This window comes from Sphingobium wenxiniae (assembly GCF_007830065.1).
Lineage (GTDB): Bacteria > Pseudomonadota > Alphaproteobacteria > Sphingomonadales > Sphingomonadaceae > Sphingobium > Sphingobium wenxiniae.
Genome location: NZ_VLKK01000003.1, coordinates 202,318 through 220,243 on the forward strand (window position 1 = coordinate 202,318; position 17,926 = coordinate 220,243).

Here is a 17,926-nt window from a genome sequence, read left to right on the forward strand (position 1 = left end):
GCCGCTACCAAGATAGAGGCTATTACCACATGGGACTGGGGCTTCGCCATTGCACACTGCGTTAAGCAGCGCTCATCATCGGCCGACCCGTTCGCATTTTCCCGCCCGCCATGCACTCGGATAGGACGAGGCCGGAAATGCGGTTATAGGCAAAACCATGCCTCAGCCAGACGTCAACATCGCCGCCCATGTGGTCCAGCTCGCGCTGACACCGATCTTTCTGCTGACAGGCGTTGCCTCTCTGCTCAACGTGTTCACGACGCGCCTGGGCAGGATCGCCGATCAGGTGGACAAGCTGTCCAGCGAGCCGGCAAGGCGGCCGATGCAGCTCGCCCGCTTGCGCCTTCGGTCGAAGGCGCTCGATCTGGCGGTACTGCTGGCGGCCGTGGCGGGAGGGCTGACATGCTGCGCCGCCCTCACGCTCTTCCTCAATGCCTTGCGGAGCGGCGCCGCCGGCGTCATCCTGTTCGCGTTGTTCGGCGGCGCGCTGACATGCGCGGTAGCAGCGCTGGCCGCATTTTCGTTCGAGATGATCCTGGCCGGCAGGACCGTGCGGGACAAGGTCGACGAAGATGCCAATGGTCCCGGCGCTGGCGCGTAAAGGCAATAGCAGCCGTTGAAAGCGGATCATTTTGCGGTAGGTTCGCGTGATGGCCCTTCGTCTCACTATTCCTGAAAGCCCATCCGAAACCGATCGGGACGCTGTTATTGCGCCCTTGCGCGCCTACAACATCCGTCAGGCAGGCGATCCCCGCATCAGACCGGTAGCCATCCTTTTAACGGACGAGGGGGGCGACCATGTTGGCGGACTTTGGGGGAAGCTCGTCTATGACTGGCTGTTCGTAGAATTGCTGGCCGTGCCCGAAGAGTATCGTGGGGGAAACTACGGCACCGCCTTGATGCAAGGGGCGGAAAGAATTGCCCGTGCTGATAATTGCGTCGGCATCTGGCTCGATACATATGAGTTTCAGGCTCGTGGCTTTTACGAAAAACTGGGCTTCGAGCTGTTCGGCGCTCTCGATGATCATCCCATAGGGCAGAAGCGGTTCTTTCTCCGCAAACGCTTCCGGTGATGACGGCTTTCCAACATCCGATGCTGTACCGGACACCGTTCCGGCCTTTGCGGCAAGCGGTAGCAAATTCCAGATTTCGGCCGTCAGAGGCCAAGCGGCGCTCGAACTCCCAGACGGGCCAACTCCTGATGGCTTCAACAACCGAAACGGCAATTTCGCGGTGGAGCCGCATCTTGTTCGTGGTCCTGCTGCTGAGTTAGACTTTGCCAAGTGGCTTCTTGTATCTTTGAAGGACTGGCGTACTCGGCCGCACGACATGTTTCGCTGGACTGGTTCGCCCCAACCCTCGCAAAGCTAGTCGATCCAAAGACCGCGCGCCCGATGCCAATCCTCCAGCGTAATGTCCGGATACTCATCGAAACACTTATCGTCCGGGCCGATCTCGGGTTCGACCCAGGCGGCCTTGGACGAAAGCATCATATGGACGAGCGACGGGGCCTTCGGCAGTTCGCTATCGATGGCCGACGCGAAGGGATGGAAGAGTTCGGGATATTCCGGGCTGAACACCCACAGCGCGCTGGCGCATGCGGCGCAGAAATGCCGCTCGCCCGTGCTGACGCGGCACCCGCCCCGGCCATCGTCAAGCCCGGCGTGAAACACGGCCGTCTTGCCCTCGACCTTGAGCGTCTGCTTGTCGGCGTGAAGGTTGATTGCGTATCCGCCGCCGCCCGCGGTCTTCCGGCATATCGAACAATAGCACCGCATAAACGGCACTGGTGCGTGGCTGTCGGCGGAGAAGCGAATCCTGCCGCAACGGCACGACCCGTCGAGCTTCAGGGGCATGGCCAGTTCCTTTCGCACGGGTGAACTGCCAAGCGGTGGGCCGGTTCCGACCTTTTGCGGATGTTGATGAGCCGATTTGCGATTCCCATCCGCGGCGGCATCCCTTTGCGCATTCATGCGTCTCCATCCGGAAGGAGTGCCGCGTCATGGATGCCCTTACCGAAAAGCAGAGGATGCTCGCCGGCCAGCCCTATCGGGCGAACGATCCCGAAATCGTTGCGGATCAGCTATCGGCGGCGGACTGGATGCAGCGCTTCAACTGCTCGTTGCCGCCGGAAAGAGAGGCGCTGCTGCGCCAGCGCCTGGGTTCGCTCGGGGATGCGTCCGCGATACGGCCGCCATTCCACTGCGACTATGGATATAATATCCATCTGGGCAGCGGCGTGTTTCTGAACTTCAACTGCGTGATCCTCGATGTGGTCCGGGTGACCATAGGGGATGCAACGCAGATCGGACCCGGCGTTCAGATTCTGGCGGCCGATCATCCGCGTGATGCTGCCGAGCGCGCGGCGGGTTTGGAATGGGGACGATCCATCTCCATCGGCCGCAACGTCTGGATCGGGGGCGGTGCGATCATCCTTCCGGGCGTGACCATCGGCGATAACGCGATCGTGGGCGCGGGCAGTATCGTGACCCGGGATGTAGCCCCCGGCAGCGGGGTTGCCGGCAACCCCGCTCGCCCGCTTGCAAGATGAACCAGCGAACCAGCACGAGGGAAGACGTCGCCAAAGAGAGACAACGGCGCGCCAGACTGTTCCGTCACGCAGGAGACCGGCGAGGCAATTCGCTTGAGCGATGCGCCGTAGAGGCGTATGCTGCTGTTAGCAACCGAACGTGAGTCGATCGTCATGATCGGCAAAATGGATCGGATGTAGCAACGCCGCCGCTCAATTCCGGGACAAGCTTTCGTAGCAAAATCCTGCTGAACTGGGCGGCGACGCCATTTTCACCGCATTATATTCCGCCTTCTCAGGCATGACATATGCCAATCCAACAGCAATGAGATTGGCCAGTTTCAATAAGTAACTTGCAAACCCGCGCTGAATATCGGGTTTGGATGGTTGGCGGGCATTCCCCCGCCGTCATGCCATCGAACGCTGGCATCTCTCTTTCTCAGGGCGCGATCAAGCCTAAGGGAAATCCCTGCTTTCGCTGGGATGACGGATGGCGAACGGCAAAAATGGCCGCAATCGGCCATCGCAGGATTTGGGTGTGCAAACTCCATAACCGCCCTGGAAGAAGGGTCTCCCCTTCTCAGGCAATCCCTTCTACATCTCCCCAATGCCCCAAATCCTCATCGATGCCGATGCCTGCCCGGTAAAGGACGAAACCTACAAGGTCGGCTGGCGGTACAACGTGCCCGTCATCGTCGTCAGCAACAGTCCCATCCGGGTGCCGGCGCATCCGCTCATCTCGCGCGTGGTGGTGAGCGACGGGTTCGATGCGGCGGATGACTGGATCGTGGACCATGTGGAGGCGGGCTCCATCGTCGTGACCGCCGACATATTGCTGGCCGACCGATGCCTGAAGTCCGGATGCGGGGCGGTGATCGCTCCGACGGGGAAGCCCTTTACCAACGCCTCCATCGGCAATGCCGTTGCGGTACGGGCCATCATGGCGGATTTGCGCGCGGGGGCGGTCGGCGACGGGATTGGCGGGCCAGCTCCGTTTGGGAAGGCGGACCGGTCACGCTTTCTCTCGGCGCTGGATGAGGCGGTGGGGCGGCTCCGGCGGTAAGTTGCGGCACGGCTGTCCTTATTCCGACGCTCCCGGCGGCAGCCGTTCATTCGGTTTGCTGGAATAAGGCAGGGACGATCCGATCGCCCCTGCCCTTTTGCTCTCAGATCAGGAACGCGCGCGCAGATTTGGCGGCTTCGACCATATGCACGAGCGCGGGTTTCACATCCTCCCATTTGCGGGTCTTCAGGCCGCAATCGGGGTTCACCCAGAGTTGGCCTGTCGAAAGCCGCTCACCCGCCTTGATCAACAAATCCACCATCTCCTCGCGCGCCGGCACGCGCGGCGAGTGGATGTCGTATACGCCCGGTCCGATCTCGTTGGGATATCGATAGTCGGCAAACGCATCGAGCAGTTCCATCTTGGACCGCGCCGTCTCGATCGAGATGACGTCGGCATCCATCGCGCCGATCGCCACGATGATGTCGTTGAACTCCGAATAGCACATATGGGTGTGGATCTGCGTCTGCGGCTGCACCCCCGAAGCGGAGATGCGGAACGCTTCGACGGCCCAATCGAGATAGGCCTGCCAATCCGCCCGGCGCAGGGGCAGACCCTCGCGCAGGGCGGCCTCGTCGATCTGGATGATCCTGGCGCCGGCGCGTTCCAGGTCGACCACTTCGTCGCGGATGGCGAGCGCAATCTGCCGGCAGGTGTCGCTGCGGGGCTGGTCGTCGCGCACGAACGACCATTGGAGGATCGTCACCGGCCCGGTCAGCATACCCTTCATCGGCCTGTCGGTCAGGCTTTGGGCATAGGCCCACCATTCCACCGTCATCGGCCGGGGCCGGGAAACGTCGCCATAAATGATCGGCGGACGGACGCAACGCGAGCCATAGCTTTGCACCCAGCCGGCCCTGGTAAAGGCGAAACCGGCAAGCTGTTCGCCGAAATACTGCACCATGTCGTTGCGCTCGAACTCGCCATGGACCAGCACGTCGATGCCGATTTCCTCCTGCCAGCGGACCGCGCGCTCGGTCTCCTCGCGCAGGAACCGCGTATAGGAGGCATCATCCAGTTCCCCCTTTCCATGGGCGGCGCGGGCCTTGCGCACTTCGGCGGTCTGGGGAAAGGAGCCGATCGTGGTCGTCGGCAATGGCGGCAGGCCCAGCAAGGCTCTTTGCTGGACGATGCGCTCGGCAAAGGGCGTCACGCGGCGGGTCCAGTTGGCGGTCAGCGCCTCCATTCGCGAACGCACCCGAGGATCGTGCACAAGCGGAGAGGCCCGGCGGCCGGCAACGGCGCGCGCATTGTCGGCAAGGGCGGCGGCAACGCTCGACCGGCCCTGGTTGAGCGCCTTGGCGAGGACCGACAGTTCCTCGATCTTCTGGACCGCAAAGGCCATCCAGTTCTTCACCTGGGGGTCGAGCCGGGTTTCCAGCGCGAGATCGATGGGCGTATGGAGCAGCGAGCAGGAGGGGGCGATAGCAAGGACGCGCCGGCTGCGCGCGATCGGCTCGATCCGGTCCAATATGGCCGTGAGATCGGATTTCCAGATATTGCGGCCATCGACCACGCCTAAGGACAGCAGCATGTCGGCGGGCGCCTTCGCGGCAACATCGTCCAACTGCTCGGGCGCGCGCACGAGATCGACATGCAGGCCCGCGACCGGCAGGCCCATCGCTATGTCGAGATTGTCGCCCAGCGCGCCAAAATAGGTGGCGATCAGGATTCGCAGTCCAGGGATTTCCTGCGCAAGGCTGGCATAGGCGGTGCCGAACGCCGCCTTCGCCTCCGCGTCAAGGTCCAGCACCAGCGCCGGTTCGTCGATCTGCACCCATTCGGCCCCCGCCGCCTGCAAACGGCGCAGCACTTCGATATAGACGGGCAGCAGGGCCGGCAGCAGCGACAGGGGCCGGGTCCGGCCGTCGGTCGATTTGGCCAGCAGCAGCCAGCTTACCGGCCCAAGCAGAACCGGGCGGCTCTCATGACCCAGCGCCTTTGCTTCCCTATATTCATCGATGACCTTGGTGGACGACAGGATGAAGTGCTGGGTCGCGCCAACTTCGGGCACCATATAATGATAATTGGTGTCGAACCATTTGGTCATTTCCTGTGCCGGCACGTCGGTCGATCGGCCGTGGCCGTGGCCGCAGCCTTCCTCGCTCGCCCCGGGCTGATGCCCCCGCGCCATCGCGAAATAGACGTCGAGCGAGCCGGCCGCGCCCAGCGGGCGGTAGATGGCGGGGATCGCCCCGACCATGATGCTGGTGTCGAGCACCTGATCATAGAGGGAGAAGTCGCCGGACGGCACGATATCGAGGCCGAGCGCCTTCTGCCGATCCCATGTCGCGGCGCGCAGCACCCGCGCGGTGTCGAGCAGCGCGGGCGCATCGGACTTGCCGGCCCAATAGGCTTCGAGCGCGGTCTTGAGTTCACGGCGCGGGCCGATGCGCGGAAAGCCGAGATTGGTGGTGATAACGGACATGCAGGGGTCTCCATCGGCAAAGCGGATCGCTCGCCGTCAATCATGAGAAGAGGGGGGAAGGAATGCGACGCGATCAGGCGATCGCAGTCAGCCGGGCGGGCCTATGGCCTGGTGCAATATGGGAAATGACATCGATCATTCGCCTCTGGTTGCGAATGGAGCCGTCCGGGGGGCCGCGCGGGAAACCGGGCGGGCGCGCAGGAACGCACCGCCGCTCAAGCGCGATCCGCCGGAACCACCCCGTCCGAGGAATCCTATCACGACGAGGCAGGTCTCCTGGCTTTACGGGTCAACACGTTAGTCCGGGCCTTCCCGGCGCCGCGCGGGCGCCAGTGGCACATGGTGGACTACCGCTCGCCGCTCACAGTTGCGGGGGCAGCGCCGGACTCCGCCCTTTCAAGCGTCACCGGCTTCCCGTCTTAGCTCCACATCACGCCTGATATGGAGAACCTCGACAGCCTGTTTAGACACCCACCGCGCACAAACGTCAAGTGCAATATAAAGAAATCTTTATATAGTGGTGGGAAAGACGGGTCATGGAGGCTCCTCAACCCCCATGACCCGCAAACATCCGGCGTGCATCGGATGCGGCCGTCAGGCTCCGGCGATCGTATCGGGAACGATCGTCTTCACGATCGAGGCGTCGAGGGCCTCATAATCGTGGAGCCCGATGGTTTCGTAAAGCTCGGCGCGGGTCTGCATTTCACCCACCATATTCTGTGCGCCGCCGTCGCGGCGGATCGCCGCGTAAAGCTTCGCCTGCGCCCTGTTCGCCACCCGCAGCGACGAAACCGGCCAGATCACCATGCGATAGCCCATCGCCTCGAACTCGCCGGCGGTGAAGAAGGGTGTCTTTCCGAACTCGGTCATGTTGGCGAGCAGCTTCACGCCGGGCATCGCCTTCGCGAACGCCTCGAACATGGCACGGGTGTTGAGCGCTTCGGGGAAGATCGCGTCCGCCCCGGCCGCGACATAGAGCTTCGCGCGGTCGACGGCGGCCTCGAAACCCTCCACTCCTGCGGCGTCGGTGCGCGCAACGATGACGAGATCGCGGGCCGCCCTGCGCGCCGCCGCCACCTTGGCCGCCATATCATGGGCGTCGGCCAGCTTCTTGCCGTTCAGATGCCCGCATTTCTTGGGCAGGATCTGGTCTTCGAGATGCACCGCCCCTGCCCCCGCCTCCTCGAACGCGCGGATCATGTGCATGACGTTGAGCGCCTCGCCATAGCCCGTGTCGCCGTCGACCAGCAGCGGCAGGCCCGAAGAACGGACGATCTGCCGGATGAAGAAGGCGACCTCGTCAACGGTGATGATGCCAAGGTCGGGCAGGCCCATCGATGCCGTCATCGCCGCGCCGGACAGATAAAGGCCCTCGAACCCGGCCGCCTTCGCCTGAAGGGCGGCCTGGCCATTATGCGCGCCGGGCAGTTGCAGGATCTGCGGCCGATCGAGCAGGGCGCGGAAGCGCCGGCCGGCGCTCTCATCGGGACGGTCGTCTGCAATCAGGTACGGCAAGCGTCTTCTCCCTGGACCGCGATCGTTTCGCTGCGTTCACCCAGCGGCACGAATGTAAGATTTTCCGGGCCGGTATAATTGGCGGACGGACGGATGATCTTGTTGTCCTGACGTTGCTCTATCACATGCGCCGCCCAGCCCGACGTCCGCGCGATCACGAACAGCGGCGTGAACATCGCCGTCGGCACACCCATCAGATTGTAGGATACCGCGCTGAACCAGTCGAGATTGGGGAACATCGACTTGGCGTCCCACATGACCTGTTCGATCCGTTCGGCCACCGCATATTGCCGCCCGGCCCCGGCCTCGTCGGCCAGGGCCCTGGCCACGCGCTTGATGACGACATTGCGCGGGTCGGACACGGTATAGACCGGATGCCCGAAACCGATCACCACCTCCTTCGCCTCGACCCGGCGGCGGATGTCGGCTTCTGCCTCGTCCGGCGTTGCGTAACGCTTCTGGATCTCGAAGGCGACTTCGTTGGCGCCGCCGTGTCTGGGACCGCGCAGCGCGCCGATCGCACCCGCAATGCAGCTGTACATGTCCGACCCCGTCCCGGCGATCACCCGCGCGGTGAAGGTCGAGGCGTTGAACTCATGCTCGGCATAAAGGATCAGCGACGTGTGCATCGCCCGCTCGAAACTGCCGGACGGCGCCTTGCCATGCAGCAGGTGCAGGAAATGTCCGCCGATGCTCTCGTCATCGGTTTCCACCTCGATCCGCCGCCCATGATGGGCGAAATGATACCAGTAAAGCAGGATCGAGCCGAGTGATGCCATGAGCCGGTCGGCAATGTCGCGCGCATCCGGCAGGTTATGGTCATGCGTCTCGGGCAGCACGCAGCCGAGCGCGGAGACGCCCGATCGCATCACATCCATCGGATGCGCGGCGGCGGGGATCGCCTCCAGCGCTTCCTTCACCGACCGGGGCAGGCCCCGCAGCCCCTTGAGCTTCGCCTTGTAGGCCGCGAGTTGCGGACGCGTCGGCAAATGGCCGTGGACGAGGAGGTGGGCGATCTCCTCGAACTCGCTCGTCTCCGCGATGTCGAGGATGTCATAACCCCGATAATGAAGATCGTTACCGGTCCTGCCGACGGTGCAAAGCGCGGTGTTGCCCGCGGTGACGCCCGAGAGCGCCACCGACTTCTTGAGTTTGAAAGCGGCTCCCATCATGCCTCTCCGATCAAAAGATGCCGGCCGGGGCGTCCGGCCCCAGTCTGTCGGCGGGGACGACGAAGTTCAGCCGGGCGACTTCCGCGCCGCTGAGCGTGGGCAGGCGTTCCACGAGGGCCAGAAAGCGGTCCTGCTCGGCCTTCTCGACGATATCCTGGGCGAGCGTGCGGAACTTCTCGACATAGTTGGCGCGGGCGAAGGGACGCGCGCCGGCCGGATGGGCGTCGGCGACTCCCAGCTCATCGACGATCGAGCGGCCGTCCTTCAGCTTGATGACGACCTTGCCGCCGAAAGCCTTGTCCGATCCCTGGGCATGGTATCGCGCCGTCCAGGCGGGGTCCTCCTGCGTCGTGATCTTGTGCCACAGCGCGACCGTATCGGGACGTTGCGCCCGCTCGGGCGCGTAGCTCTTCACATGGTGCCAGCCGCCATCCTGGAGCGCGACCGCGAAAATATACATGATCGAATGGTCGAGCGTCTCGCGGCTCGCCCTGGGGTCCATCTTCTGCGGATCGTTGGCGCCGGTCCCGATCACATAATGCGTGTGATGGCTGGTCTTGATGAGAATGCTCTCGACCTGGGCGAAGTCGCCCACCTTGGGGCCCATCCGCTTGGCGAGGTCGATCAGCGCCTGGCTCTGATATTCGGCCGAATATTCCTTGGTATAGGTGTCGAGGATGGCGCGCTTGGGCTGGCCGGGTGCGGGCAGCGGCACCTGATAGACATGGGCGGGGCCGGACAACAGCCAGGCGATAAAGCCGTCCTCGCCCTCATAGGCCGGGGATGGCGCCCCTTCCCCGCGCATGGCGCGGTCGACCGCCTCGATCGCCATCTTGCCGGCAAAAGCCGGGGCATAGGCTTTCCAGGTGGAAATCTCGCCCTTGCGCGACTGGCGCGTGGTGGTCGTGGTATGAAGCGCCTGCTGGATCGCCTGGAAGGCAATCTCGGTCGGGAGGCCCAGAAGCGCGCCGATGCCGCCGGCCGCGCTCGGCCCCAGATGGGCGATATGGTCGATCTTGTGCTCGTGCAGGCAGATGCCCTTCACCAGATCGACCTGAAGCTCATAGCCGGCGGCCAGGCCCCGGACCAGCGCCGCGCCGTCCAGGCCCTTTGCCTGCGCGACGGCCAGGATCGGCGGAATATTGTCGCCCGGATGACTATAGTCCGCAGCCAGGAAGGTGTCATGGAAATCGAGTTCGCGGACTGCCACGCCATTGGCCCAGGCGGCCCATTCGGGACTCACTGACATATCCGGAGACAGGCCGAAAATCGGCGCGCCGCGGTTCGCGCCACCGGGCGCCGCCTTGTGCCCCAGCGCCTGCGCGCGGGCCGACCGGATCGGCCCGCGCGCGATCGAGGCGGCGGCAACGGCCGCATTGTCGATGATGCGGTTGCCAATCATCTCGATCACGTCGTCGTCGACCGGCACCGGATCGGTTGCGACGGCCGCCAGCTTCCATGCGAGCTGATCCTCACGAGCCAGCGGCTCGGCGGATTTATAGGTGCGAACGTCATGCAGATTCATGGGCGATACTCTCTCGTCTGGTGGGAAGATGTGGCGAAGGTAAAGCGGCCGCTGGCCGCGAGGCGGGCACCGCCGCCCGCCGGATGGACGGTTGCGAACACGGACAAGGTGATGGCCCGCTCGTCCTGCCGGACCGGCCAGATCTCCAGCGTGGCGACGCCCTCGCCGATATCGCGGATGTCGAGGCGATCGCAGGCCGCCAGATGGACGGGCCGGGCGATGTGGACGGCCGCGCGGGCGGCCGCCGCATCGGCCATGCGCGCCAGCATCGTCAGGCCGTCAGGGGAGCGATTGGATGACATGCACCCGCTATCCGCCCATTTCGCGAGCGCGGGAATGACTGAAAAGGCGAAGATTTGCGGATCGAATCCAGCAAATCAGCGAATTTTGTTAATTTCTCCGCACTCCGGAATTTAGCTTTACGCCGCTATATTTCGCTGCCTATGCAGAAGATGCGGATAAAAATTCGCATCGTTGCGAATGACTTTATGGCGGATTAGCTGATGCGGAAAGCCTTCATGGGCGTGAGGCTGCGGCGCCTGCGCGAAGAGAAAAAACTGAAACAGGTCGAGCTGGCCCAGGCGCTCGGCATTTCGGCCAGCTATCTCAACCAGCTCGAACAGAATCAGCGCCCCTTGACGGTGCCGGTGCTGCTCAAGCTCAACGCCGTGTTCGACATCGACGTGCAGCTCTTCTCCGAAGAAGACGAGGCGCGGCTGATCACCGAACTGCGCGAAGCGCTCTCGGAAGGCGGGCAGGATGAAAGCGTGTCAATCGCGGAGATCCGCGAACTCGCCGCCAACATGCCCGCCGTGGGACGGACGCTTGTGTCGCTGCACCGGCGCTATCGCGAGGCGACGGAGCGCGGTGACGCGCTGGCGGCCCAATTGGGTGACGACTGGATCACCGGCGGCCCGGCGCGGATGCCGTTCGAACAGGTGCGCGACTTCTTCTATGCGCGGCACAATCATGTCGAGATTCTCGATGAAGCGGCCGAGCGCCTCTATCGTGACGCCGTCCTCGGCCCCCGCTCGGTGCACAATGGGCTGATCGCATATCTGAAGCATCGGCACGATGTCCGGGTCGACCTGACCGGCGCGGAAGCGAGCCAGCGCCGCTTCGATCCCGCACAACGCGCGCTCCACATATCGGCCGATCTGAAGCCGGGGCAGCAGGCGTTCCAGATGGCGACCCAGCTCGCCTTTCTCGAACTGGGCGATGTGATCGACAGGCTGGCGGACAATGGCGGCCTGACGGGCGAGGAAGCCCGGCGTCTCGCAAGGATAGGCCTCGCCAATTATTTCGCTGGGGCACTGATCCTGCCCTATGGGGATTTCCTCGCCGCCGCGAAGGCCAGCGCCTATGATATCGAGGCGCTGGGGCGGCGCTACGGAGTCGGATTCGAGACGATCAGCCACCGGCTTTCGACTCTCCAACGGCCCGAGGCGCGCGGCGTTCCCTTCTTCTTCGTGCGGGTGGACCGCGCCGGCAATATCTCCAAGCGCCAGTCCGCAACCGATTTCCACTTTTCGCGCGTGGGCGGTTCATGCCCCCTCTGGAACGTCTACGAGGCCTTCGCCCAGCCGGGCAAGGTGCTGACGCAGATCGCCCGGATGCCCGATGGGCGCACCTATCTCTGGATCGCGCGCACGGTCGGGCGCGGCAATGCGGCTTATGGCGTTCCGGGCAAGACTTTCGCCGTCGGGCTTGGCTGCGACATCCGCCATGCGTCCCAACTGGTCTATTCGCGCGGCATCGATCTCACCCGCCCGGATGCCGCCACGCCGATCGGCGCGGGCTGCAAGGTCTGCGATCGCCCGGCCTGCCCCCAACGGGCCTTCCCGCCGATCGGGCGCGCTATCGCCGTCGACCAGAATCGAAGCCCGCTCACGCCCTATCCGGTCGCCTGAGCGGGTTCCGGCGCCGGTCCGGCCGGAAAGGCTCACACCTCTTGCGCAACCCGGCCTTTTGGATTTTGCGGCGAAAGGAAGAAGCAAAATGCGGCTTCGCTCGTTTGACAGGGCGCGGGGAACGAGCCGACAGGAGAGATGTCATGCCCCAGGGCGACAAATCGAGCTATACCGACAAGCAGAAGCGCAAGGCCGAGCATATCGAGGAAGGCTATGAACATCGTGGCGTCAGCCACGACGAAGCCGAACGCCGCGCCTGGGCCACGGTGAACAAGGAGTCCGGAGGCGGCAAGAAATCCGGCTCGGGCCGAGGCAAGAAGGAAAATCACGCCTCTTCCCGCAAGGGCGGACGCATAGGCGGCGCCAGCCAGAGCCATGAGAAGCGCTCCGCCGCCGCCAAAAAGGGCTGGGAAACCCGGCGCAAGCGGGCGCACGGCTGAGGTCAAACCGCGCTGCCGATGATCCGATAGGAGCCTGCCGATGCCGGTGAGCGGCTGGAAAATCGACGAAGCGGAACGGGCGGCCCTGCTGGAACGCTTTCCACCCGCATGGCCCCATGCCGTTGCCGATCATATCACGCTCGACGCACATGCCCGGGCAGACGATCCGCTGCCTGCTGCCCGGGCAGCCAGGATCGTCGGAAGCATTGATGACGGCGAGGGCCTGCAAGCGATGGTCGTGGCGATAGACGGCACGACCGATCGGCCTGACGGCAGCACCTATCATATCACCTGGTCGCTTGATCGGGCGCGTGGGCGAAAGCCGATCGAGAGCAACGATGTCATCGCGCGGCTTGGCTGGAGGCCGTTTGACGACCCTTTGCCGATCCCGATCATTCCGGCGCGCTTTTAGCCATCTGCAATCTCGCTTGCATCGCCGCCCGCTCTGTCGGACAAGCGCGCCATGCTGCTCAATTTTCTCGACGCGCTGCGCGCCGCCGGCATCCCCGCCAGCATCAAGGAGCATCTGCTGCTTCTGGAGGCGCTGGACCGCGACGTCATCGAACGCCGTCCCGAAGACTTCTACTATCTCGCCCGCGCGACCTATGTGAAAGACGAGGGGCTGATCGACCGCTTCGATCAGGTTTTCGCCCAGGTGTTCAAGGGCGTGCTGAATGCCGAGGGCGTCGAAGCGGAAATCCCGGAGGAATGGCTGCGTCTGGTCGCGGAGAAGTTCCTGACGCCGGAGGAAATGGAAAAGATCAAGTCGCTGGGCGACTGGGACGAGATCATGGAGACGCTGAAAAAGCGGCTCGAAGAACAGCAGGGCCGTCATCAGGGCGGCAACAAGTGGATCGGCACCGGCGGCACGTCCCCCTTCGGCAATGGCGGCTACAATCCGGAGGGCGTCCGCATCGGCGGGGAAAGCCGCCACAAGCGCGCCGTCAAGGTATGGGAAAAGCGCGAGTTCCAGAATCTCGACAACAGCAAGGAACTGGGCACCCGCAACATCAAGGTGGCGCTGCGCCGCCTGCGCCGTTTCGCCCGCGAAGGCGCAGCGGATGAGCTGGACCTCGACGAAACCATCCGCGGCACGGCGCGGCAGGGCTGGCTCGACATCCGGATGCGTCCCGAACGCCACAATGCGGTGAAGCTGCTGCTGTTCCTCGACATAGGCGGGTCGATGGACCCCTATATCAAGCTGTGCGAGGAGCTTTTCTCCGCTGCCACCGGCGAATTCAAGAACATGGAATTCTTCTACTTCCACAACTGCCTCTACGAAGCGGTATGGAAGAACAACAACCGCCGTTTTTCGGAGCGCACGTCGACCTGGGACATTCTCCACAAATATGGCCATGACTATAAGGTGATCTTCGTCGGCGACGCGGCGATGAGTCCCTATGAGATCATGCATCCGGGCGGTTCGGTCGAACATATGAACCCCGAAGCGGGCGCGGTCTGGATGCAGCGCATCACCCACACCTATCCCGCCGCCGTCTGGCTCAATCCCGCGCATCGCGACCATTGGGACTATAGCCAGTCGACGAAGATCATGCGCCAGTTGATGAACGACCGCATGTATCCCCTGACGATCGAGGGCATTGACGAAGCGATGCGGGAACTCACCCGCAAGCGGTAGGATGCGGCGCATGGCCTACGCGGTTCGGGCCTGATTATTTTGTCTGCAAACAGCCTCCACCTAACAGCCGCTTACCGCCAGTTGCTGTCATTTAATGTCCGTTATTCCAGCGTTGCTTACGCCGCCCTTCGGGTCGCTGGGATGACGGATAAGTGGCGGGAATCCACCCATAACCATCATCGGAAACGCCCACGCAAATGCCGGGCAATCCCCTCTTCAAGCTGGGCGGAACAACCTTCCGCCTGTCATCGGCTCCGGCGCTCCGGTGGTTCCGGGGAAGCTGATCGGCAGGCCCTTGACCGAGCGCACCGCCATATAGGCGAAGCCCTGCGCCTCCAGCGCGTCGCCGTCCCAGCCTAGCTCGTCCACGGGCCGCACCTCCGCGCCCGTCCGCTGCACCAGCATCGTCATCAGCGTGGCATTATGCCGCCCGCCGCCCGCCACATAGATGCGCTCCGGCCGCGCGCCGAGATGCTCCACGCCCCGCGCCACGGCGGCGGCGGAAAAGGCGGTCAAGGTCGCCGCGCCGTCCTCCAGTTCCAATCCACGCACCGCCGCGATGGAAAAGGCTTCCCGGTCGATGCTCTTGGGCGGCGGCGCGGCAAACCAGGGATCGGCCAGCATCTCCGCCAGTCGCGCTTCATCCACCCGTCCCTTTGCCGCCACGGCCCCACCCGCGTCATAGGCCGCCGCGCCATGGGTCTGCATCCAGTTGTCGATCAGCCCGCTTGCCATGCCGGTGTCGAAAGCGACCAGTTCCCCGTCCGGTCCGATCGCGGTGATATTGGCCACCCCGCCCAGATTGAGCACCGCCACCGGCTTTGCCAGTTCATGCGCCAGCGCCCGGTGATAGATGGGCAGCAGCGGCGCACCCTGCCCGCCAGCTTCCACATCCGCGCTCCGCAGGTCCGCGACCACATCGATGCCGAACGCTCCTGCCAGCGCCGCCCCGTCGCCGATCTGCCACGTCCAGCGCCGCTCGGGCCGATGCGCCACCGTATGCCCGTGAAAGCCGATGACGCCCACGTCCCCCACCACATGGCCGCTGCGCCCCAGCAGGTCCGCCACCGCCTCGACATGCAGTTCGGTCAGTTCCTCCTCGACCGATCGGATCAGCGGTTCGAACCCCGGCGCGTCCATCGCCATCGCCCGCTGACACGCCTCGGCCAGCCGCAGCCGGAAGCCCTCGCCATAGGGCATGGCGTGGAAAGCCAGCGGCCGCACCGCTCCTTCGCCGTCCGTCTCGATCAGCGCCGCGTCGATGCCGTCGCGCGACGTGCCCGACATCAATCCGATTGCAAGCATGCTACCCAAGCGCCCTTCCCCATGTTATGCGCGCCCGGATTTCCACAGACCGATCTTTTCCAGACCAGACAGGCCATGACGACCTACACATCCGATCTTCTCCGTCTGCTCGACACGCGCGGCTACATCCACCAGCTCACCGATGCGGAGGGGCTGGACGCCCTTGCCGCGAAATCGGTCGTCCCCGGCTATATCGGCTTCGATCCCACCGCGCCATCGCTGCATGTCGGCAGTCTCGTGCAGATCATGATGCTGCGCCGGATGCAGCAGGCCGGACACAAGCCCATTGTGCTGATGGGCGGCGGCACCGGCAAGATCGGCGACCCGTCCCTGCGCGATGAGGCCCGTTCGCTCCTGACGGTCGAGCGGATTCAGGAAAATGTCGCCAGCATCAAGCGCGTGTTCGAACGCTTTTTGACCTTCGGCGACGGCCCCAGCGACGCGGTGATGGTCGACAATGCCGACTGGCTCGACAAGCTCGAATATATCCCCTTCCTGCGCGACATCGGCCAGCATTTCTCGGTCAACCGGATGCTGAGCTTCGATTCGGTGAAGCTGCGGCTGGACCGCGAGCAGTCGCTCAGCTTCCTCGAATTCAACTATATGATCCTGCAAGCCTACGACTTCCTGGAGCTGTCGCGCCGCGCCGAATGCCGCCTGCAAATGGGCGGATCGGACCAGTGGGGCAATATCGTCAACGGCATCGAACTCGCCCGCCGCGTCGACGGCACGCAGGTTTATGGCCTCACCTCCCCGCTCATCACCACGGCGGACGGCGGCAAGATGGGCAAGACCGCCAAGGGCGCCGTCTGGCTCAACGCCGATGCGCTGGCGCCCTATGATTACTGGCAGTTCTGGCGCAACACGCAGGACGCCGATGTGGGGCGTTTCATGCGTCTGTTCACCGACCTGCCGCTGGACGAGATCGCCCGCCTCGAAAAGCTCGAAGGCGCGGAGATCAACGAAGCGAAGAAGATACTGGCCGAGGCCGCGACCGCCCTCGCCCACGGCGCGGAGGCTGCCGCCGCCGCCGCGCAAACCGCACGCAAAACCTTCGAGGAAGGCGCGTCGGACGCTAATCTTCCGACCGTCAGCCTCGGCACAGAGGGCCTCACCATCGTTCAGGCGAACACGGCGCTAGGCTTCGCGGCTTCCAATAAGGAAACCCGCCGCAAGCTGGACGAAGGCGCGATCCGCGTGAACGGCGAAGTGGTGAAAGACCCGCATCTGGCGCTGAAACCCGGCGACAAGGTCAGCTTCGGCGCAAAGAAGCACGGCCTTATCGTCGCCTAACCTTCCGTGGCGGAGAGCGGGACGAATCCTTCCCCCGCCTCCAGCCGCTGCCGTCCCCGGACCAGCGCGCCGGGCATTTCGGACCGCAGGAAGCCGATCATCGCTTCCCGCACCTCGCAGCGCAGGTCGAACGCGGTCCCGGCGTTGCGCGCACTCAGCAAGCCGCGCAGTTCCAGCGCATCGGCGCGATGATCCGTCACTTGCAGGATGGCGACGCGCTTGTCCCAGCGGCTGTTCCGCGTCACCACCTCCACGAATTTTGTCCTGATCCGCTCGACATCCGCTGTCGGATCGACATAGAGGAACACCGTGCCCAGCAGGTCCGATGTGCGCGTCGTCCAGTTCTGGAACGGCTTTTCGAGAAAGTAGGAAACCGGCACCACCAGGCGGCGGTCGTCCCAGATTCGCACCACCACATAGGTCAGGGTGATGTCCTCGATCCGGCCCCACTCCCCTTCCACGATCACCACGTCATCCAGCCGGATCGGCTCGGAAAAGGCCATCTGGACGCCCGCGATCAGGTTCTTGAGCGCAGGCTGCGCCGCAGCGCCCACCGCAAGGCCCACCAGCCCCGCCGACGCCATCAGCGTCACGCCGACCGACCGGACGCCCGGAATCGCGATCAGCATCAGCGCAATCACGATGAAGCCGATCACCACCTGGGCGATGCGATAGAGGATGCGCAGGCGGGTATGCTGCCGCCGGGCCTTCAGATTATCCTCGACATTCATGTCGCTACGTTGCTCGATCAACGTTCGGAGAGCACGCATCAGCCCGAAAACCGCCCATCCGACGAACAGCACGAACAGCATCTTGGACCCGACCGACCAGATATCGGCCACGCGTTCGCCCAGACGCAGCGTCCGCATCCCCGCGCTCACCGCCAGCAGGATCAGCAGCCATCGCGTAGGATGGAACAAGGCGGGCAGGATGACGGGATGAACGCCGATCCTTCGCACCACGCGGCTCAGCAGCCAATAGCCCGCCCAATGGATGAGGATGGCCACCACCACTGACAGCAGGATCGACAGAAGGACAGCGCCGCTCACATAAGAAAGACTGAGGTCATGGGCCATGCCAAAGCGAACGAGGCAGGCCGCATATTG

Annotated in this window: 17 protein-coding genes and 1 riboswitch; of the genes, 9 read left to right on the forward strand and 8 right to left on the reverse strand. The window is 64.0% G+C overall.

All coding sequences use genetic code 11. The features are described 5' to 3' along the window. Positions 1-157 precede the first annotated feature (157 nt). Both IQ35_RS05320 and IQ35_RS05325 read left to right on the forward strand, forming a co-directional pair. Positions 158-601, forward strand: a complete 444-nt coding sequence (locus tag IQ35_RS05320) for a DUF2721 domain-containing protein (RefSeq protein WP_021246956.1) — start codon at positions 158-160, stop codon at positions 599-601. Positions 602-650: 49 nt separating this feature from the next. After that, positions 651-1,073 carry a GNAT family N-acetyltransferase gene (locus IQ35_RS05325; RefSeq protein WP_145072185.1) on the forward strand — a complete coding sequence of 141 codons (423 nt, stop codon included), beginning with the start codon at positions 651-653 and terminating at the stop codon, positions 1,071-1,073. A 294-nt stretch (positions 1,074-1,367) separates the two neighbouring features. Here the strand turns inward: IQ35_RS05325 and IQ35_RS05330 are convergent, their stop codons facing one another. Next, positions 1,368-1,856, reverse strand: coding sequence for a GFA family protein (locus IQ35_RS05330; RefSeq protein ID WP_021246959.1), 489 nt, complete (start codon positions 1,854-1,856; stop codon positions 1,368-1,370). Between the two features lie 146 nt (positions 1,857-2,002). On the opposite strand from IQ35_RS05330, the gene IQ35_RS05335 reads away from it, so the two are divergent. Continuing rightward, on the forward strand, positions 2,003-2,551 hold the full coding sequence (locus IQ35_RS05335; protein WP_021246960.1) for a sugar O-acetyltransferase: 549 nt from the start codon (positions 2,003-2,005) through the stop codon (positions 2,549-2,551). 586 nt (positions 2,552-3,137) lie between these two features. Further along, the gene (locus IQ35_RS05340) at positions 3,138-3,593 is read left to right on the forward strand and encodes a YaiI/YqxD family protein (protein ID WP_021246961.1); all 456 of its coding nucleotides are present in this window, start codon (positions 3,138-3,140) and stop codon (positions 3,591-3,593) included. A 103-nt stretch (positions 3,594-3,696) separates the two neighbouring features. Here the strand turns inward: IQ35_RS05340 and metE are convergent, their stop codons facing one another. From metE to IQ35_RS05365, 5 genes are all read right to left on the reverse strand, one after another. Beyond that, on the reverse strand, positions 3,697-6,021 hold the full coding sequence (metE, locus tag IQ35_RS05345; protein ID WP_021246962.1) for a 5-methyltetrahydropteroyltriglutamate--homocysteine S-methyltransferase: 2,325 nt from the start codon (positions 6,019-6,021) through the stop codon (positions 3,697-3,699). Between the two features lie 249 nt (positions 6,022-6,270). Beyond that, a riboswitch (cobalamin riboswitch) is annotated at positions 6,271-6,490 on the reverse strand. Positions 6,491-6,615: 125 nt separating this feature from the next. Continuing rightward, positions 6,616-7,536 (reverse strand): methylisocitrate lyase, encoded by a 921-nt coding sequence (gene prpB, locus IQ35_RS05350; RefSeq protein WP_145072186.1) that lies wholly within the window; start codon positions 7,534-7,536, stop codon positions 6,616-6,618. After that, the gene (prpC, locus tag IQ35_RS05355) at positions 7,524-8,705 is read right to left on the reverse strand and encodes a bifunctional 2-methylcitrate synthase/citrate synthase (RefSeq protein WP_031292284.1); all 1,182 of its coding nucleotides are present in this window, start codon (positions 8,703-8,705) and stop codon (positions 7,524-7,526) included. Before prpC ends, prpB begins: the two co-directional genes overlap by 13 nt. 13 nt (positions 8,706-8,718) lie before the next feature. Then, complete coding sequence (locus IQ35_RS05360; RefSeq protein WP_145072187.1) at positions 8,719-10,233, reverse strand: MmgE/PrpD family protein; 1,515 nt, start codon at positions 10,231-10,233, stop codon at positions 8,719-8,721. Next, positions 10,230-10,535, reverse strand: a complete 306-nt coding sequence (locus IQ35_RS05365) for a hypothetical protein (protein ID WP_021246966.1) — start codon at positions 10,533-10,535, stop codon at positions 10,230-10,232. Before IQ35_RS05365 ends, IQ35_RS05360 begins: the two co-directional genes overlap by 4 nt. A 201-nt stretch (positions 10,536-10,736) precedes the next feature. On the opposite strand from IQ35_RS05365, the gene IQ35_RS05370 reads away from it, so the two are divergent. The 4 genes from IQ35_RS05370 to IQ35_RS05385 all read left to right on the forward strand — a co-directional run bounded on the left by IQ35_RS05370 (position 10,737) and on the right by IQ35_RS05385 (position 14,222). Beyond that, positions 10,737-12,143 carry a short-chain fatty acyl-CoA regulator family protein gene (locus tag IQ35_RS05370; protein WP_031292287.1) on the forward strand — a complete coding sequence of 469 codons (1,407 nt, stop codon included), beginning with the start codon at positions 10,737-10,739 and terminating at the stop codon, positions 12,141-12,143. Between the two features lie 143 nt (positions 12,144-12,286). Continuing rightward, the gene (locus IQ35_RS05375) at positions 12,287-12,583 is read left to right on the forward strand and encodes a hypothetical protein (RefSeq protein ID WP_021246968.1); all 297 of its coding nucleotides are present in this window, start codon (positions 12,287-12,289) and stop codon (positions 12,581-12,583) included. 40 nt (positions 12,584-12,623) lie between these two features. Continuing rightward, complete coding sequence (locus IQ35_RS05380; RefSeq protein ID WP_021246969.1) at positions 12,624-12,995, forward strand: hypothetical protein; 372 nt, start codon at positions 12,624-12,626, stop codon at positions 12,993-12,995. A gap of 51 nt (positions 12,996-13,046) precedes the next feature. Next, a complete protein-coding gene (locus IQ35_RS05385; RefSeq protein ID WP_021246970.1) occupies positions 13,047-14,222 on the forward strand; it encodes a vWA domain-containing protein in 1,176 nt (391 codons plus the stop codon). Between the two features lie 216 nt (positions 14,223-14,438). Here IQ35_RS05385 and IQ35_RS05390 read toward each other — a convergent pair whose 3' ends face one another. Next, entirely contained in the window at positions 14,439-15,527 is a 1,089-nt protein-coding gene (locus tag IQ35_RS05390; protein ID WP_145072188.1) for an anhydro-N-acetylmuramic acid kinase, read from the reverse strand. Positions 15,528-15,602: 75 nt separating this feature from the next. On the opposite strand from IQ35_RS05390, the gene tyrS reads away from it, so the two are divergent. Then, positions 15,603-16,820, forward strand: a complete 1,218-nt coding sequence (tyrS, locus tag IQ35_RS05395) for a tyrosine--tRNA ligase (protein ID WP_021246972.1) — start codon at positions 15,603-15,605, stop codon at positions 16,818-16,820. On the opposite strand, the gene IQ35_RS05400 is transcribed toward tyrS, so the two are convergent. Further along, positions 16,817-17,896, reverse strand: coding sequence for a mechanosensitive ion channel family protein (locus tag IQ35_RS05400; RefSeq protein WP_145072189.1), 1,080 nt, complete (start codon positions 17,894-17,896; stop codon positions 16,817-16,819). The genes tyrS and IQ35_RS05400 overlap by 4 nt on opposite strands. Between the last annotated feature and the right edge of the window lie 30 nt (positions 17,897-17,926).

Excerpts from the sequence above, each read along its gene's own strand:
- IQ35_RS05320 (WP_021246956.1), top strand. The coding sequence starts at position 158 with ATGCCTCAGCCAGACGTCAACATCGCCGCCCATGTGGTCCAGCTCGCG.
- IQ35_RS05325 (WP_145072185.1), top strand. The coding sequence starts at position 651 with ATGGCCCTTCGTCTCACTATTCCTGAAAGCCCATCCGAAACCGATCGG.
- IQ35_RS05330 (WP_021246959.1), bottom strand. The coding sequence starts at position 1,856 with ATGCCCCTGAAGCTCGACGGGTCGTGCCGTTGCGGCAGGATTCGCTTC.
- IQ35_RS05335 (WP_021246960.1), top strand. The coding sequence starts at position 2,003 with ATGGATGCCCTTACCGAAAAGCAGAGGATGCTCGCCGGCCAGCCCTAT.
- IQ35_RS05340 (WP_021246961.1), top strand. The coding sequence starts at position 3,138 with ATGCCCCAAATCCTCATCGATGCCGATGCCTGCCCGGTAAAGGACGAA.
- metE (WP_021246962.1), bottom strand. The coding sequence starts at position 6,021 with ATGTCCGTTATCACCACCAATCTCGGCTTTCCGCGCATCGGCCCGCGC.
- prpC (WP_031292284.1), bottom strand. The coding sequence starts at position 8,705 with ATGGGAGCCGCTTTCAAACTCAAGAAGTCGGTGGCGCTCTCGGGCGTC.
- IQ35_RS05360 (WP_145072187.1), bottom strand. The coding sequence starts at position 10,233 with ATGAATCTGCATGACGTTCGCACCTATAAATCCGCCGAGCCGCTGGCT.
- IQ35_RS05365 (WP_021246966.1), bottom strand. The coding sequence starts at position 10,535 with ATGTCATCCAATCGCTCCCCTGACGGCCTGACGATGCTGGCGCGCATG.
- IQ35_RS05370 (WP_031292287.1), top strand. The coding sequence starts at position 10,737 with ATGCGGAAAGCCTTCATGGGCGTGAGGCTGCGGCGCCTGCGCGAAGAG.
- IQ35_RS05375 (WP_021246968.1), top strand. The coding sequence starts at position 12,287 with ATGCCCCAGGGCGACAAATCGAGCTATACCGACAAGCAGAAGCGCAAG.
- IQ35_RS05380 (WP_021246969.1), top strand. The coding sequence starts at position 12,624 with ATGCCGGTGAGCGGCTGGAAAATCGACGAAGCGGAACGGGCGGCCCTG.
- IQ35_RS05385 (WP_021246970.1), top strand. The coding sequence starts at position 13,047 with ATGCTGCTCAATTTTCTCGACGCGCTGCGCGCCGCCGGCATCCCCGCC.
- IQ35_RS05390 (WP_145072188.1), bottom strand. The coding sequence starts at position 15,527 with ATGCTTGCAATCGGATTGATGTCGGGCACGTCGCGCGACGGCATCGAC.
- tyrS (WP_021246972.1), top strand. The coding sequence starts at position 15,603 with ATGACGACCTACACATCCGATCTTCTCCGTCTGCTCGACACGCGCGGC.
- IQ35_RS05400 (WP_145072189.1), bottom strand. The coding sequence starts at position 17,896 with ATGGCCCATGACCTCAGTCTTTCTTATGTGAGCGGCGCTGTCCTTCTG.